Source organism: Cytophagia bacterium CHB2, from assembly GCA_030263535.1.
Classification (GTDB): Bacteria; Zhuqueibacterota; Zhuqueibacteria; order Zhuqueibacterales; family Zhuqueibacteraceae; genus Coneutiohabitans.
The window spans coordinates 1-16,820 of record SZPB01000010.1 but is presented as its reverse complement, the minus strand read 5'-3'; the positions used below and the strand labels follow the sequence as shown (position 1 = coordinate 16,820).

The following is a 16,820-nucleotide window of genomic DNA, read 5'->3' as shown; positions in this document are numbered from 1 at the left end:
CCAAGCCAAAGTGAGGCAGTCTCAGAGGAAAACGCCACGGCTTGGCCGCGGCGGATCATTCATTGCTGGCTCGGCATGCTACAAAAAGGCGGGCAAAGTCGCAAGGAAAAAAGACGGCAAAAATATGCTTGAAAACTTCTAAACTGAAAGCTATGTTCAGTTTGATTCAAATCTGGCAGCGGTTCAATCTCAAAGGCTGATTGACGGGCATGAGCAAAAAGAAAAAAATCAAGCACGCTGGGCGCGCTTCTTTGCCGCCGGCGCAGGTGAAGCGCGTTCAGCCCCATGGGCGGCACAAAAACATTCTCATGCTCATTGCGGGTGTGCTTTTGCTCATCATTGCTATTTTTTACGTCCTCCCATCACTTTCAAAAAAATCGGCGGTTTCAAATAACACCGAATTTCCTGCGGCAGCGGACTTCAAAGCAAGCGCTGAGGTTTCCTTCACAGATTTTGTTGGCGCGCAAACTTGCGCCGAGTGCCATACGGAAGAATACGAAGCCTGGCGATCTTCGACACATGCGCGCGCAGGCGGCCCGGCGCAGCCGCAGACAATGATCGGCCCATTCAACAGGGAGCCCATGCAATTTAAAGACGCCACTGTTACACCCGCGTATGATGCCACACGCGGTTTCACATTTACCGTTAAGCAAGAGGGCGCACCGCCGCGTGTTTTCCCGGTCGAGGCCGTAATCGGCGGAGGCCACATGAGGGGCGGCGGCACGCAAAGTTACTTCGCAAAATTTCCAGACGGCACATTACGGTTTCTGCCGTTTGACTACAGCAAACACGAACAGCGTTGGTTTGTGCAGAGAAGAAGCAATCAACAGTGGACGCCGGTGAGTCGTGATTTGGCTCTCACAGATTTGAACGAGTGGCCGCCCCATAGAATTCTGGGCACGGAAACAAGCATTTCAAATTGCCAAAACTGTCACGGCAGCCAAATCGAAGTGGCCTATGATGCGAAGCACATGCGGTTTGCAACGCGCTATCAAAGCCTCGCAATCAATTGCGAATCCTGTCACGGGCCGGGCAAGCAACATGCGGAACTGGCGCATTCCGGAAAAATTTCCGAGACCGCAGATATTGGCATGAAATCATTATCGACCTTGAGCAAAGAGGAGTCGCTGCAAATTTGCTTGCAATGTCATGCCGTGAAAGATCCGCTTCGCGCCGGTTATTTGCCGGGAAGAAAGCTGGAAGACTATTACTCGTTGAAATTGCCGCTGTTGGCTGAAGGGCCGTATCTGGCCGATGGCCGTGTACGCCATTTTGCGTATCAAGACAATCATCGTTACAGCGATTGCTATCTCAACGGATCGATGACATGCGTTGATTGCCATGATCCGCATGCGCAGCATTACCGCGATGTCACTGGCCGGCGTTTATCAGGCCGGTTTGATAGCGAGCAATGTCTCGGTTGCCATGCCAGCAAGCGCGATCGACTGGAACAACACACCAAACATAGACAGAATTCTGCTGGAAGCTTGTGCACCTCCTGCCACATGCCTTATTTGCAGCATCGCGGCATCGGTGATCAAATCCGTTTCGCGCGTTCGGATCACTCCATTCCCATCCCGCGTCCGGCCTTCGATGCACAACTCGGCATTGAGAATGCCTGCCGGCAATGCCATCCGGACAAAAGCATTGCAGCGTTGGAAGCTCAGGTCAATACATGGTATGGGGAACTCAAGCCGCACAAACGTATCGTGCAGGGATTGCTGGAGATCGATCCTAACACAAATTTTGAAACGGCGGCGCAAATGCTCTTGCAGCCGGAGGCAAATCATGCCATGGCGCAGACCGCGGCCGTGAGTTATTTCACCAAAACTTTTCTGCGTCCGAATATGACAACGAAAGACACTATGGTCGTCCGGCGCCTCAAAGCCTTTGTGCAATCGCTTGATCTCGATTTAAAGGCGCTGGGCTTGATGAGTTTGCACTATAGCTTTGGCAAAGACGCCGAGGTGCGGTCATTCTTGATTCGAACGTTGCGGGACTTGGGTGAGAACGAGCATGCGGTGCGCAGCCGATGGGCCTTGGCGCTGGATTATCTCGGCACTCAATTCAGCAGCCGGGGTGATTTTGCAAATGCGCTCGAGGTGTTTCAAATGGCGCTTGCGATCAAACCGGATGATCCGTTCATTTATGTGAATCAGGGCAATGCCTACGGCAATCGCGGCGATCTCAACAACGCCATTCGTTCCTTCCAAAATGCCCTCACATTGGATTCCACCAATGTGATGGCGCTGACCAATCTTGGCACCGCCTACGCGCAGCAACGCAACACGGAAGCTGCAATTGCAGCTTACAACAAGGCAATTCATTTTCGCCGGTATGAAAGCTCAGGCTACTTGTTGCTGGCAAGATTTTATCTGGAACTCGGACGGATCAAAGAGGCGCGAGCAACACTAAATGCGGGTATTACCACAGCACTGGAGGCGAGCGAGTTGCGTTGGCTGTTGCGGGAGATTGAACGCATGTAATGTTTCGGCGCACCAGCCGACTAGCAAACGATGGCTGCTCCTACACGAGAATGATTCCACTAAAATCGCATATCAAAAAATCTGAAGAATCGCTTCATTGGCACGCAGCGGAATCTTAAGATAGGCGGGAACCGGTTCGAGATTTTGCGGATCCTGGCCCAGGCTTTTCAACAATGCCTCGGGCAATTCGTTTTGCTTGATGAAAAAATAGGGAATGACGCGGTAATTGCCCGGAGTCAAAAACAATTCGCGAAAATTCGCGCCGTTCAATTGAAAAATCTGGCGGCGGCTGGTGGGTTCGGCGCCAACGCGAATCGTTTCGCGTGTGTGCGCGCCGATGTCAGGAATATCGATATGAATCTCGCCGGTTTCGGCATTCTCAAAAAACAGACCGCCGAGCAAACCGCCAACCGACTTTGGAATGATGACCGTAACGGTATCCAGCGTTGCTTGAAACGTCACTTGCGCATCAATGCCGCCGAGATAATTTTGGGGAACACTGGGGGGGTCAACGAGAAGCTTAACGTTCAGAATCTTGAACAGGCGAATCGGCTTCTTTAGTTCGCCGTTGGTATACACATCGGCTTGGCCATACAAGAAACGCCCGTTTTGCACGACGGCTTCAACGGAGTGCACGCCGTAGTTTGCAACATAAAAATATAGCCGGTAAACTCCGGAGACTCTTTCCGCTTCCAGCGTTCTGGGTAATTCTAACTCAAAGCGTCCAGCCACATCCGTCCATGTCGAAAGATTCAGCCCTTCCAACCAGACATAAACGCCGGCTCGCTTGTCCTGGAGATCATTCAACTGCACTTCACCCGCAAGTGTGCGCGCTTCGGTTTCAATTTCATTGTCAAACGGCGAATTCGTGCAATACGTCAAACAACTGGCGGCAAGTAAAATGGCGGCGGCCCGTGCCCAGCGAAAAGAAGCCTTCATCGCAAACACCTCGGCGCAGGATTTCTGCGCCAATAATCATCCAGAGTGATGCTGAACAAACAGAATATATTCCGCAGGTGGATTACGCATTATTGCAACAGCCGTTCCCAGAGATCGTCGTGCAGTTCATCGCGCTTGGTTGAGTGCACGAGCAGGTATTCACCGTAACCGTTGCGATCGATAAACACGAATTCAACGCCTTTTTCAATCGAGAAGTAACGCCAAACTTCGTGCGCTTTGGAATCAACTTCCGCAGGATAGCGCTCGATCTCATCCGGTTTGGAGTAGAGAATAAACACGCGCCCGCGATCGGTGCGCCAGCCTTCTTTGCCCAGCGCGGAATACTCCTGATTCGCCATTTTCACGCGGCGCAGATATTCCGCTCGCCGGATGGAGGGTTTGTCCGCGCGGCCCTGCTCGGCATCCGCCCAGAATTTAGCCAGAAACTCGCGTTTGGCGTCAGCCGAGGTCAACTGGCCGAAGATTTTCTTCTCCTCCGCCAGCGCCAGATATTGCGCGGTGCGAAACTCGGCCGACAATTCTTCCTCGGACAATGCGGAAAAATCTTTGCGCATTTGATCGATACCGGAAAGTGCGGCCACTTGCACGTGAGGATTCAATAAAAAGAACGTCTTCTCGCTTTTGGTCAACTCCGCACCGGCTTGATCTGCAACGATACAACGCAAACTATATTTTCCGGAGGGCAGCGCCGTCACCATCTTGTTGTCGACAATCATGCCGCTGCTGCCGCTATATTTTTGCTCGCGCGGTTTTTCATAAACAATTTTACCGTCACTGTCAACAATTTGCGTGTTAATGGTATAGAAGGTATTGGGGGTGAGGCGGTATAATTCCGCATAATAAAACAACACCGGCGAGGTTGAAACGCCGAACAGCGGCTCGGGCTGCGGCACGACTTCCAGCGCATTTTTGTAAAACAGATCGGCTTTGTTTTGTGAGGGGGCGATCTTTTTGCAAAGCTCCAAATCGCTCAGCATGACAGCCGGCCCATAGGCCGGGATATTCACCTGCGCTTTTGCGGTCACTTTGCGATTCGGCGCGAGCGAGTCCACTGCCGTGACTTCCAACGTATAGTCGCCTTGCGGCAGTACGAAGCCGGTTTGCGTAACGAACGGAAAGCGATACCACGTCGCAGCGGTATCCGCTTCGGCAAGATGCAACGCCATATTTTTGTCCGCCACGGCTTGCTCAGCGCCGGCTCGCAAAAGGCGTGTTGACAGGGCGATGCCGGCATGAAATTTTCCCTGCTGTTGCATGAACGTCAGCAGGCGCGGATGAAAGCTGTAATAAACTTCGAGGTAGCCGGATTTATCGTCCTGGCGGAAGCGCGCGTAATCAACATGAAATTGCAAAGCGCCCGCCGGCGCCAGGGTTTGCGCCGGCAAAGGCTGACCGAGCATCAGCGCCACCAGTGCAAGCCAGATAATTTTTCTCATATGATTTTCCTTCCATGAAAACTCACTGTAAACGGATTTTTTGAATAAGCAGATAACGCATAAGTCGGCATCCGCTTTATTCGTTCGATCCGCATACAGAAAAATTTCGCTTCAAAAGCAAAGATCTCATGTTATTGGACGAAATTGAACGAGACGAAGGCACAACAAATTAATACGAAATCAAATTTGCCAGCAAGCGGTAAGCGCCAGGCTGCACATTCAGCCACTGCGGGGTCAGGGCCAAATCAACATACGTCATTTTGCCCTGGCCGAGCTTGCGCGTCAGCAACAGCGGCGTTCCCTGTCCCGCCGCTGTCACAGGCATTTCAACGCCGTCTTTTTGGCCAAGCGAGACGAAATTGTAACCGCGCCGGTAAAGCCAGCCCTCCCAATCTTGCGCTGTCAGGCGATTGGGCGAATTGAGCACCGGATGTTGCTCGTCATTTTGCAGCGGGAAACTCTCATCGAACTGTTGCGTGGCCGCTAATTGCAAACCGTCCCACAGCGGCGCGCGGTTCCACGACTCAGGGTCTTGCGCAAGGATGATCACATGTCCCCCCTTCTCGGCAAACGCCTGAAGTGAGGCTTTCTTGTCTCGGAAGCGCGTTTCCAATGTCAAGGCGCGACGGTCTACTATAATGACGTCCAGCGAATCCATTTGTTGTATGCGTTCCGGGTTGACCACAAGATTGGCGCTTCTTACCGTCAGGCGGCGCAAGGCGTCTTTCAACAAGGTGTTATTGGCCGGAGTGAAAATGCCGATACGGCGATTGCGGTCAATCTCCGCGCGAAACTGCCGGGCGGCAAACTGGGCAACTTCATCGCCGTCGATCGTAACCGGAAAAATATGCGTGCCCTCCTCCACTTCCTGCGGCCAATCCAGATAAAGCGTCAGGTATTGCTCGGCCTCCTTGAAACTCAAACGGAAAAGGCCGGGGCTCGAGGTTACCGCCTCATGCGACACGCCAATGGTGTCGGCGACGCCGTCGCGCGAGTAATTCTTCATGCGCAATTCGATTTTCTCGCCCGGAATCGCGCGCACAATCGGCGTCAACACCTCGACAAGAAAACGCGGGGCGTAATACATGCGTTGATTGATGGTCTTGATGAAACTCTGCTCGCGGTTGGAGCTGCGATGCACCACGTGAAAAGTGATTTTATGCGACGCTTGCGGCGCCTGCAAGCCAAAAAGATTTTGTGGAGTGTTGAACGGCAGGCTTTGCGGCGAGAGCAGGGTGAAAATCTCGCCGGGCTTGTAAGCAAAGCGCCGTTCCAGAGATTCATTCACGGCCCAATTTTCAGGCAGTGCGCTGAAGTTTATGGAGGTGTCGCCAATTTCCGAAAGGCCGGTAACGTTTTTGATCGTAAGACTGGTAACTTGCACCACGGTCAACGCGGTGTCGGCGATGGTATAATCCACGTTGACGTTGAGCAGGTTATTCCGCAGCCGGTCGAGGTTCATTTTCCAGGCGTAGAGCATGCGCTCTTCCTGGCTGCTCAACCTGTTTCGAAATGTGATATGAATGCTCACCGAATCGATCGCAGTCAACAGCGCCGGTCCAAGCTCTTTTCTCGATTTTTCCCGCGCCGCTGATGCCAGTTGCGTCATTCGTCCGGCCATGCTGCGCAAATAGCGGAAGCTGGTAAAATCAGGATAGTTTTCCGTCAGTGTTTGCAGGGTGGCGCCGGTTTGCGGATGGAGCAGCGTGTAAGAAGGCTGCTGCGTTCCCTGCCAGGCTTTACGCTGATAGCGCAACGAGGCATATTTCGCGCCGGCTTCGTCAGCAATCGCTTTAAAGCTCTTCTTCCATTCCGGATGCTTGTCATCCACCGGCACGCGCACGCCGGACTTGGCGGGATCATCCACCCAAATGCGACCAACCTGCCAGAGAGAATCAGAATTTATGGCGACCGCGCTGCCGTTAGTTGGCTTGGGCTGAATTTTTTGCACGGCGTTCAGCAAATCCGAAAGCAAAACTTTCGTTTGCCAGCTTTGCTCAGGCGCAGCCCAATCGCGCGCCACCAGAATGATGTCCGGTTTATATTTGAGCAGAAGGCCGGCCAGGCGGGCGCTCAACGAGTCGCTGCGCCAGGATCTCCGCACCGCCAGAGAATCGCGCGCGGCCACGACCTCCGGCTGGCTAAGAAAGTGCGCCTCGCCGTTGAGATAAGCCAGCGCGGCATCGGCTTCCAAGCGCAGCGCGCCGGCAAGCTGATCCGGATAGGGTGTCCCGAGATCACTTTCGCCGGCCTCGCCATTGCTGACATAAGCGCTAGCGATCGTCGCGCCCTCGGCGAGACGAAGATAGGCTAGGGCCGCCAAATCTTCATAACCCGGGCGCAGAGCGAGAGACAACACGCGCACACCGTTTTGCAAATCCAGCGAAATTTGATGCAGCGCTTGCGGCCCGTTTTCAGGGAAATAATTCTGCGTCGCCGGACGCTTCTGGCAGGATGCAAAAATGATGGTTAGGAGAACAGCGCTGATCCCCAAAAGCGAACGTAACGATCGAAAAGGTGTTTTCATTGCGGATTGATGATTGCGGATTGTGGAAATAACGTTAGCCTGAATTATTCACAGATTTTCACCTGCTCAAAGTCGCATAAATGCGACTCCCACCCATCGGGTGACAGTCGGCTTCAGACGACTTGCGCTTCTTAACCTGCGATTTCAATCGCAGGCGGGGGTGGACGCAAACAACGCGCAAAATTCAGGTAGTCCAGATTCGAATAATCATAACTTGCCCATCCCAAAACGCGCATTTTCTGATAATGTTCCTGCGAGGCTTGGCTGTTGCATAAAAAACAAGGCAACCTCCCGTCCCCCTTCTCTTCCCAAAAGAGAGCGCGGGTAAATGCGTGCAGCAAACACCCGCCACCAAAACCCATCTACAAACGAAAGGCTGCCCGCGAGCGAGCAGCCTTTCTGAAAACAGGATAACCAATGTCAGTCGAATGCCGGCATAGAAACAATACAAATACCGTTCACTTAGTAGTCCTGCCCCTTGTGGGGCACTGTTGGAAGATTGAAATTTTTTGCTTTGGCATCGGCCCACAAGGGGCCGGGACTACGAACAAAATGCTAAGTGAACGGTATTAAGCTTAGAAGCCGAGCTTCAACGAGAACACGTTGTTGCTGTTGAAGAGATCGACCGAGCGATAAGCATAATCGACAGTGATGTCCAAGCCTTCGGTGATGTAGGTCAAACCAAAACCCAACGTCGGTCCAAAGATTTGTTCATCCGTCGGGCCCTTGTCGGAAAGCTCGTAGCCGGCGCGGCCCGCCAACTTCAGGTTTTCCATCGAATAGCCCAACTCGCCGCCAAAACGATAGCCGTCAAGCGCCAAGTTGTTGTTAGCATACGTGGTGTTCAGGGAGTAGGAGACATTTTCCGCGAACTTGTTTTCATAGGCAAAGCCGATTTCGACGGAGGTGGGCAATTCCCAACTCGCCGCTTCCGAGCTGTAATACTGGGTGGGGCGCAGGCCGTCAGCGACATCCGCGAGGCGGAGCAAGCCCGGGCCGTCAAAACTGACTTGCGGACCGACGTTCTTCAACGCGACGCCGAGGTTCACGCCGTTGAAGCCGGCCACGCCGCGGTATTGCACGCCAAAATCCATGGCAATGCCTTTACCCGAGACGCGATGCAAGTTTTCGGAGATCAACTTTACCGTACCACCAGCAGTGATGGCATCGGTGAACGCGCGTGCATAGCTGAATCCCAACGTGACAAAAGAGGGATTGAAAGTTCTGCCCGCAACGCCTTCCGGGTCGTCGGTGGTGGTCATCGGAATCTCGCCGAAATCCAGCGCTTTGATGCTGAGACCGACGGTGCCAAAACCGCCGAAATTGATACCGACAGCGCCGTAATTGACATTGATATCAGCGATATACGACATGTGGCTGACCGTGCCTTCAGCAGCGCCGGTGAGGCGGCCAAGGCCGGCCGGATTGTAATGCAATGCATCGATGCCGGAGGTGGTTCCGATGCTGGAACCGCCCATAGCCAAGTCACGCGCGCCGACCGGAATCAATAACTCGGGGGCCGCCGCGGTGCCAATGCGCTTGTTCTGGACATCCGGCGTTTGGGCGAGCAAGCTGCCGGCGAGGGCAGCCAGCGCCAAACAAACCGTTAAAAATGAAAGCAGACGTTTATTCGTCATGACTTTTTCTCCTTGTTCAGGGTTACCGTGGTCAAATGATCAAGTTAGCTTAGAAGTTTTCCAAGACTTCGGCTTCTTGGATAACCGCCAATTTGAGCACTTGCGCGTGGCCGAGTTCCGGTATTTCGATATGCGCGATGTACATACCGCTGGCAACCGGGAGATTGCTAAAGTTCAACAGATTCCAGCGGGCAAACTGGCTGGCGTCGTTTTTCTCGATGCGGTTCACCAACTGGCCGGCCAGGTTGAAAATCCGGATCGTTACCGGCGAATTCGGCGGCAAGTTGTTGAACGTGACGAAACGCGACAACCGGCTGGTTTCCTGCGGGTTGAAGGCATAATACGGATTCGGGAAAACGCCGATGGTCTTCGCACTCGCTAACGCAAGATCTTGAGAAGCATCCGGCGCCGGCAAAGTGAACGTGAACACGTCAGCCGGAGTGTTGGGCTTGTTGGAGATGTGCGTGAACACATTGGTGTCCGTCCAGTTCGCCGTGCTGCGGCGTACCCAGGTAGCATAGTACATCACCGGCTGGGGTCCGCCAATAATCTCAGCTTGATACGCCGGATTCGGTGTTTCGCTATAATCTGCATCCATGATCCACAGCCATTCACGCGGGCCGTCTGCAGCGGTATTGCTGACCGTATTGATCAACGGCGGCCAGTATTTGCCGTCGACAGAGCCGTTAGCGGCGTTGTTTTCCAGGAAAGCAACCGCCAAACGTCGCGGCGCAGCCGGGTTTTCAATATCATAAACCGCCAGCGGCACGCTCTTGGTAAAATCTTGATACGAATAGCTGCCGCCAGTATTGATGATGAATGGCGCGAACTCCGGTCTCGCTGGTGCGGAGCCAAAGCCGCGGCCATGGCGATACGCATACGAAACATTGGGATGATTGGGATCAAAGCTGGCGTCTGCCGCATTCACGTTGGCAAAGCGGATTTCGATGTTTTTGGTTTGATCGGCAGAGACAAACAGGGTACCGTCGCCAAAAACCGAACGCGGCGAAGCATAGCCGATCGTGCCGTTGAAGCCTTCAAACCCAAACTCACCACCGACCCAGGTCAAGAAGCGAGACGCGGCCGGCGTCCAACTCCACTCTTTCAAGCCCGGAGGCGGACCAGAAACCACCAAGAAGAGACCGTTGACGATATTGTAGTTCGTGTCTCCGCTTTGGTTGCTCTGATTGCCCATGACCACGGCGCCACCCTTTTCTTGCAGACTCCACACCGTCGCGCCTTGCGCATCCGTTGCGAATCTGACTTCATAGGTTTTGCCGTTGCTGACGCGAGGATCAATCACAATTGGGTAGACGCGACCATCACTGATCGAGCTGCCGGTGCTGGTGTGGGCAACTTGCAACGTGTCGCCAAACGAGGTTTTATACTTCGTTCCAAAAGGTACTTTCGGCCGGGCAATACGAACCTGGACATCCGATTCCAATGCCGCCGGCAGATAGCCCGGAATCGTGGAAACGCTGTAGGAGGTAACCGCAAAATAATACTCTTCACCGTTATTCAGCTTGTCAACATCCTTGACATAATCGCGGGAGAGGCGGAAATAACGGCGGATGCCGCTGTTCGAACCGAATTGCAGCGCTTGCTCGAGAATCTGCCCGGAGCGCGCATCGAAATCTTCACCCAAGACAACGGCGGGATCCGAGGGCAAATCGAAGGTGGCAATACGAACACCTTCAGACAAACGAGAAGTCGGGCTGGGCAACTGATAAATGTTGTAGCCTTCAAATTTGAAGTTACCCGGCTCGTTGACGGTGTTTTCGGTGCTGTTCACCCGGTTGAGGTTGCTGCCCCATTCCAGGATGATTTCGCCGTTGAGTTCCGTGACCTGCACATCCGGCGGCGCCGGTGACCTCGGCACTTGGAACAAGGCATCATAGGTATTTTGCGCGAAGCGGTCATTAAACTTCATAACCGAAACGCTGGAGAGACGGTCAGAACCCAAACCGGCAACATGCGCCACCACAACTTCCTGCGTGTCGCCCGGGGCCATGCTGAACGGACCGGTGATGACCAGCAAGCGGCGGTCGCCGGAAACAAAGGAGTAGTTGAAGCCTTGACCATCAACATGGCCGTTACCCGTTACCGGGTTGCCCGCCAGCGGGAATGGTCCGGCCTCGACGCCCGGAGGATGGGCATAACGTACATCCGGGCCATCCAGCGGAGCATAGCCGCGCAACATCTTGTACCAGCGAATGGTGTTTGTGCCGTAACCTCCACCTGGATCGGTATAGGGGCTGCCAGCAGAGAAATACGAAAAACCCGACATACCCAGATTTCTGTAGCCGTCTTTGTACTTCAAATCAAAAACCGCGCGGTCGCCGGGGGATTCGACGATCGGGCCCTGCAAGAAGTCATAACCGGCTGCAGGCGGGGCCAGGTTGAAGCGACGATACTCAGAGTCAAGCGCATTGGCGTTGTAGACAAAGCCCATGCTGAGCGTGGTATCGCAGCCGAGCAAATCGTCGCCGGCGTTGCCCAAGTCCGGATCGGACCATTGGCAAACGTACATACTGTCGAGATAAAAAGCGCCTTTGCTGCCGGCGGCATCAATCTCAACACCGCCTTTGTTGATGAAACGCCATTTACGGAAGAAGATATTGCCGAGCGCGTCTGAACGTTTGTAGCCCCACATCGTCATTTGGATTTCCAAACCGGTAGGCTCAGAACCGAAACGGCCAACGGAGGTGGATTTGTTCAGATCATTGAACACGCACCACAACACTTGGTCTGCCGGCGAATTGGGGTCAGAGCCGGCAACGCCAGGCTCGTCATAATTGCCGGAGATCAATTCTGCCGAGGTGAAAGTTGCGCTGAACGGCGGCGGAGCTTGATAGCCGGGCTGGCCGTTTCTTTCGACGTAGGGCGCGCCCAAATCCACCGGCCATTCGTTCCAATCCTTCAAATAGCGATCGACGATGGCTTGCACCTGAGCATTGGTCACAGAGGAGACGCCGATTTCATTGGATTCTGCCGCGTCGCGCCTGGCTTCATCGGAGAAACTGCCGTTGGCATTGTAGAACGCTGTGGTCCAGTCGCGGCGAATACGATAGATGCGCGCGCGCGGGTCAGCCGGGTCAACCGGAACTGCGGTTGCGCCCTGGCCAATCACCCAGCCTTCACGCTGCCCGGTGGCGTAAGTTGTGCCGCCGACGCGAATGTTCTGGGAGAACGGTGCGGAAACAGTTTTGGCTGCATCGACATATGCGCGCGAGCCGAACACCATACCGTCTTGGTAAATCGACCAAGCCGTGCCGCGCGGAAAGAAGGTACCATTATCACCGAGGGGGGAGTGGTTGGCTTGGCCGTCACGGCGGTGCCATGACCACAAGTTATTGATATTCAAGATTTGATAGCGATCCGGCTCATAGGCAGTTTTTGCCAACGAGCGCTCGCCCTTGCCTTTCTCATGCGCCGGGCGCTCGGCCAGGGCCAGTGTCCCAACCAGCACCAGGGCGAGAAACGTCCACAAGGTAAGGGAAAATTTCTTCATCGTATATAGCTCCGAGATTTGGTTCAAATTCTTTACCGGCCGGCCGCATGCGCGACCGGCCGTTCGGAAATTTTAGAAGAACTCCAACATCAAGCCCAGGCGAAACTCGCGCGGCGAGCCGAAAATATCGTCGCCGGTAGCCAGGAAGTAACCCCAACGGTTGTCGAGGTTGATGGCTTTGTAGAAATCGCTGTAATAGGGCGTCGCCACATACTGGCCGGCCAACGCGCTCTTCAACCAACCGTCATCGTTGGAGGTGCCGGTGGTTTCATACACGTTGATGATGCTCTTGGTGTTGAACAGGTTGAGGATGTTGGCGTAGAAACGCGCATTGACTTTGCCGAGACCAACGACTTTGTCAAGCGTCAAGTCAACATTGGCGTTCCACGGCGTGCTGGAGCTGTTGACCGGTTCAACCGGATTACGCGTGCGGGGATCGATCGTGGCGCGCACACCAACGTTCCAGGGATTGGCCTGGCCCAGAACCTGGGGTTCGAGGATCTTGGTGTAGTTATGGCCGCTGTTATAGTTGACCAATGCGCTGATGCCAACGCCCTGGAGAATCGGGCCGCCATCATTTTGCGCAAAACGATAGTCGATCGACATCGTGCCGCGATGGGTTTGATTGTAGTTCAAGCGGTAGATCAACGTGGGATACGTCGCCAGGGTGGCGTCGCTCACCGAAACGCGGGTCGAACGCGAATCCGAGCCGGTGCCGCGCGTGTCGGAAATGGTATGGCTGACCTTCGCCGCCAAACGCTTGGTGCGGCGCAATTCCAACGTCAACTCCAGACCTTTGGAGGTGGCGAAGTCGTTGTTGATCCAGCCAGCGATAATCGGGGTGCCGGCCGCTTGTGCGCCGGTGCCGTCAGCCACCACGCGGTCCAAGCGGAGCAGGTCTTGCATGTCTTTGTAGAAAGTCGTGATCGTCAACGCAAAGTTGTCGGTCAACGATTGGCGAATGCCCAACTCATACTGCTCGGTGCGCTCGGGCTGGGCGGTGAAACCGACATATTGGCCGAAGAAGCCGTACAAAGAGCGCGTTTCCGGGATGACGTCGCGGCTCAAGGTTCTGATGCCGCCACGATACAGATCGTTCAAGTTCGGCATTTGCACATACTTGCCGTATTGCGCGTAGAACACGGTGCGATCAGTTACCGGGAAAGCAAAGTTGATGCGCGGCAACAGATAGTCGTTAGCCTCGGTTTCAATCACCGAATTTTCGTCAATCCAGAGATTCGTTTTGTCGTAGGTCGGATTGGAGACATTATCCGGCTGCAAAACCTTGGCATCCAGGCGCTCGTAACGCACGCCCAAGTTGATGATAAGATCGCGATATTCGAGTTTCGATTGGACATAAGCCGAGGCGAAAAGCGGATTGCGCGGGCCATTGATACCGCTGTCCGATTTATTCACGCCATCGATATCAAAACCATAGGTTTGGATATTGCCGGCCTTGGAAAGCTCGACGCGCCGGACGTAGTCATCCGTAAACGAACGATTGGTGGTGCCATCGATGCCGTACAAAAAGTCCATGTAACCGCGAATATCATTAACCGAATAGGCGCGCATGGTCCAACGATCAGCGCGTCCACCAAACTTCAATTCAAAATTCTTGGTGACCTGGCTGGTAAAATCCAAAGCAGCGCCCAGGCTCTGTTGTTCATCTTTGGCATAGGTGTTAACCGTGCCATTAGCCGCTCTCACTTCGAAATTCAAGATTGTGCTGTGCAGATAGGGACCTTGAAACACATTGAGTTGCCGGGTCGTGTTGTTGCGACCCCAGTTCGAGGTGTCCAGGCCGGCGGCAGCCCATTCTCTCACGTCACCATATTTCGTCCACTCATCGCCGAAATCCGGATCAAAGTCGCGACTGTTGCGGGCGGAATAGCTGACGTTGACTTCATAGAAGGTTTTGGGGTTCAGCACATGCGTGCCCTTCAACGCCACCATGCCGGTCTTGATTTCACGGCGCTGTTCACGCTGCCAGAAAATATTGTTCAGCGCATTGTTGAAGGTATTGTAACCCAGCGGCCGGCGATTATAGCCGTAAGTTCCAGTTAAACGGAACTTTAATGCGCTGGACATATCGTAAACCAACGTGCCGTTGAGCGAGTTGTCACGCAACTGATTGTTCGGCAGGAAGTTCTTCTTGAAGGCAATCGGGGCAGGCAGCGGGGAGCCGGCTACTCGACCTTCAAGACCATCATCCGTCAAACCACCCAACTCTGCCAGCGTTTGGCCGGTTGCAGGATCAACAAAGTTATTTGTGTTGAAGGGTTCGATGAAGATGGGAGTACGATTGCGGAAGTAGTTATGCTGGCCGGCCAGGAAGAAGCGGGTTTTGGAGCCGAGCAGCGGGCCGCTCAAGGTCACCGCGGCATTGCGGAAACCGCGGGAGGTGGTGCCCAAAAACTCTTCGCCGGCTTTGGCGAAATCATCGGTGAGGTAGTTGACCGTGGCTTTGAAGCTCGAGCCGCCGGTTTTCACCGTGGTGCGCACGACCGCGGAATTGGCGCCGCCCAACTCAGCCGTGAAGCCGCCGGACTGCAATTGCAGCTCTTCAATGGCCTCGTCGATAACGGTGATGTTTTCTTCGTTGGAATAGGGGTTGGTGGCGGTGGCGCCGTCAACGTAGTAGGCCACTTCGTTGGCGCGGCTGCCGCGCACGTGCAACTCGCCATCTTGGAGCACGGTACCGGCATTCAATGCCAAAATGTTCTGCACACCGCGAACCGGCAGATTTTCAATATCTTCCGCGGTGGTCAGGCGCACCGTGTTGGTGGTGTTGCGCTGAATCAACGGCCGTTCCGCGATGATCTCCATTGCTTCCACGGCGATGGCCGAGCTGGGCAATTGGAAATCTTGCGTGGTAGTCAGATTGGCGCTGACACGCACATTGGCGATACCGACCGTCTGGTAACCAATATAGGTTGCCCGCACGGTGTACACGCCTGGCGGCACGCTCAGGATGACGAAGTCACCGTTGATGTCCGCCGCGGCGCCCAGCGTCGTTCCGTCGAGCACGACGTTTGCGCCGATCAAGGCCTCTCCTGATTCCTTCGCCGTTACCCGGCCACGCACTTTACCGTCTTGCGCGAACAGGAAGCACGGCAGCAGGAGCAGCGAGGCGAGAACAAACATTAACCTACGATGCATACTCTACCTCCTCCAAAATGATGGTTAGTAGATGGGATATGATTGCTTGTTTTCTGGTTTCTGGTTTCTGGTTGCTCGTTTCAGTCTTGCGCCCAATCCGTTCACTTAGTTAGTAGTCCTGCCCGCTTGTGGGGCACTGTAGAAAGATTGAAATTATTTGCATTAGCATCGGCCCGCAAGGGGCCGGAACTACGAAAGAAATGCCAAGTGAACGGTATTGGTTCTAAGCCACAAGCGATGAGCGACCAGAAAAAAAATAGCCCTCGAACTAATAGCGTAAGCCATTAGCCGAGGGCTACGGGATGCCGAATGCAAAAATTGAAATTGGCGGAACGATAGTATACGTTTCTCATTTCGCAGAACTGGGCGCATCAACAGCCGACGCTTGATTTTTGGCGATCCGTCGGGAGTTATGGTCCTAACCGCTGACTACCTGACTTTGAAAATGAAGTTGAGGTACTTAACGATCAAGTAACTGTCACATCCTGCGAGCTCAGGGCTGAGCAATTTCCTTCGCGATTGCCAGCCTGAGAAGGCGGCAAATTTATTCTCCTGGTAAGTGCTTTTGACTTAACATAAATTATGCCACTGTAAATTTTCGCTAAAATAACGGCTGACTTATCGTGCATTAGTTCATTAAATTAAAGACTTAAATAAACATTTTCATCTCTGCCATCCACACGTTTTTTTCGGCAAAGCGTGCGCTTTTTTGCATAATTCCTGGAAGGCGTTTGCACGAACAATAAAATATTCAGCTTTATGAATAATTCATATCTCAGTTTATCCGTGCCGATCCGTGGCCACTAAAATACTTGTGATTAAACTCTCCCGCCCCATTTCCTGCACCGCTAATTCACGCGAATGCGCGCCAATATCTTTCAAATTCGCGTTTATTCGTGGTTTGAAACATGGGAAAATTATTCAGCTCTGATGGGTACAATTGCCAAAAGTTCGTGCGGTAAATATTTCACTCTTCAGGGTTTTACCCTGTTCTTTTTGGCTATCTTTCTATAACCATTTCATCCCTTCGGGATTTTCCGAACCGAGAATCTCGAAGGGATGGCATGATTATGGTCATTTGGCGTTTTTTCTTTATGAAACCAC

Annotated in this window: 7 protein-coding genes; 1 reads left to right on the top strand and 6 read right to left on the bottom strand. The window is 53.6% G+C overall.

The window, feature by feature from the left end; translation table 11 throughout:
* The first annotated feature begins 209 nt into the window (after window positions 1-209).
* Window positions 210-2,486 (top strand): tetratricopeptide repeat protein, encoded by a 2,277-nt coding sequence (locus FBQ85_02265; GenBank protein MDL1873989.1) that lies wholly within the window; start codon window positions 210-212, stop codon window positions 2,484-2,486.
* Window positions 2,487-2,558: 72 nt separating this feature from the next.
* Here the strand turns inward: FBQ85_02265 and FBQ85_02260 are convergent, their stop codons facing one another.
* The 6 genes from FBQ85_02260 to FBQ85_02235 form a co-directional block, all read right to left on the bottom strand.
* A complete protein-coding gene (locus tag FBQ85_02260; GenBank protein ID MDL1873988.1) occupies window positions 2,559-3,425 on the bottom strand; it encodes a hypothetical protein in 867 nt (288 codons plus the stop codon).
* Between the two features lie 89 nt (window positions 3,426-3,514).
* On the bottom strand, window positions 3,515-4,882 hold the full coding sequence (locus tag FBQ85_02255; GenBank protein ID MDL1873987.1) for a GWxTD domain-containing protein: 1,368 nt from the start codon (window positions 4,880-4,882) through the stop codon (window positions 3,515-3,517).
* A 169-nt stretch (window positions 4,883-5,051) separates the two neighbouring features.
* Window positions 5,052-7,409 (bottom strand): PIG-L family deacetylase, encoded by a 2,358-nt coding sequence (locus tag FBQ85_02250; protein ID MDL1873986.1) that lies wholly within the window; start codon window positions 7,407-7,409, stop codon window positions 5,052-5,054.
* Between the two features lie 575 nt (window positions 7,410-7,984).
* A complete protein-coding gene (locus FBQ85_02245) occupies window positions 7,985-9,046 on the bottom strand; it encodes a PorV/PorQ family protein (GenBank protein MDL1873985.1) in 1,062 nt (353 codons plus the stop codon).
* A 49-nt stretch (window positions 9,047-9,095) separates the two neighbouring features.
* Window positions 9,096-12,557: a T9SS type A sorting domain-containing protein gene (locus FBQ85_02240; GenBank protein MDL1873984.1), complete on the bottom strand. Its 3,462-nt coding sequence runs from the start codon at window positions 12,555-12,557 to the stop codon at window positions 9,096-9,098.
* 72 nt (window positions 12,558-12,629) lie between these two features.
* Window positions 12,630-15,716, bottom strand: coding sequence for a hypothetical protein (locus FBQ85_02235; protein MDL1873983.1), 3,087 nt, complete (start codon window positions 15,714-15,716; stop codon window positions 12,630-12,632).
* Between the last annotated feature and the right edge of the window lie 1,104 nt (window positions 15,717-16,820).

Bases quoted from the DNA above. Each gene is read 5' to 3' on its own strand.
- FBQ85_02255 (MDL1873987.1), bottom strand. From the start codon at position 4,882: ATGAGAAAAATTATCTGGCTTGCACTGGTGGCGCTGATGCTCGGTCAG.
- FBQ85_02235 (MDL1873983.1), bottom strand. From the start codon at position 15,716: ATGCATCGTAGGTTAATGTTTGTTCTCGCCTCGCTGCTCCTGCTGCCG.
- FBQ85_02240 (MDL1873984.1), bottom strand. From the start codon at position 12,557: ATGAAGAAATTTTCCCTTACCTTGTGGACGTTTCTCGCCCTGGTGCTG.
- FBQ85_02250 (MDL1873986.1), bottom strand. From the start codon at position 7,409: ATGAAAACACCTTTTCGATCGTTACGTTCGCTTTTGGGGATCAGCGCT.
- FBQ85_02265 (MDL1873989.1), top strand. From the start codon at position 210: ATGAGCAAAAAGAAAAAAATCAAGCACGCTGGGCGCGCTTCTTTGCCG.
- FBQ85_02260 (MDL1873988.1), bottom strand. From the start codon at position 3,425: ATGAAGGCTTCTTTTCGCTGGGCACGGGCCGCCGCCATTTTACTTGCC.
- FBQ85_02245 (MDL1873985.1), bottom strand. From the start codon at position 9,046: ATGACGAATAAACGTCTGCTTTCATTTTTAACGGTTTGTTTGGCGCTG.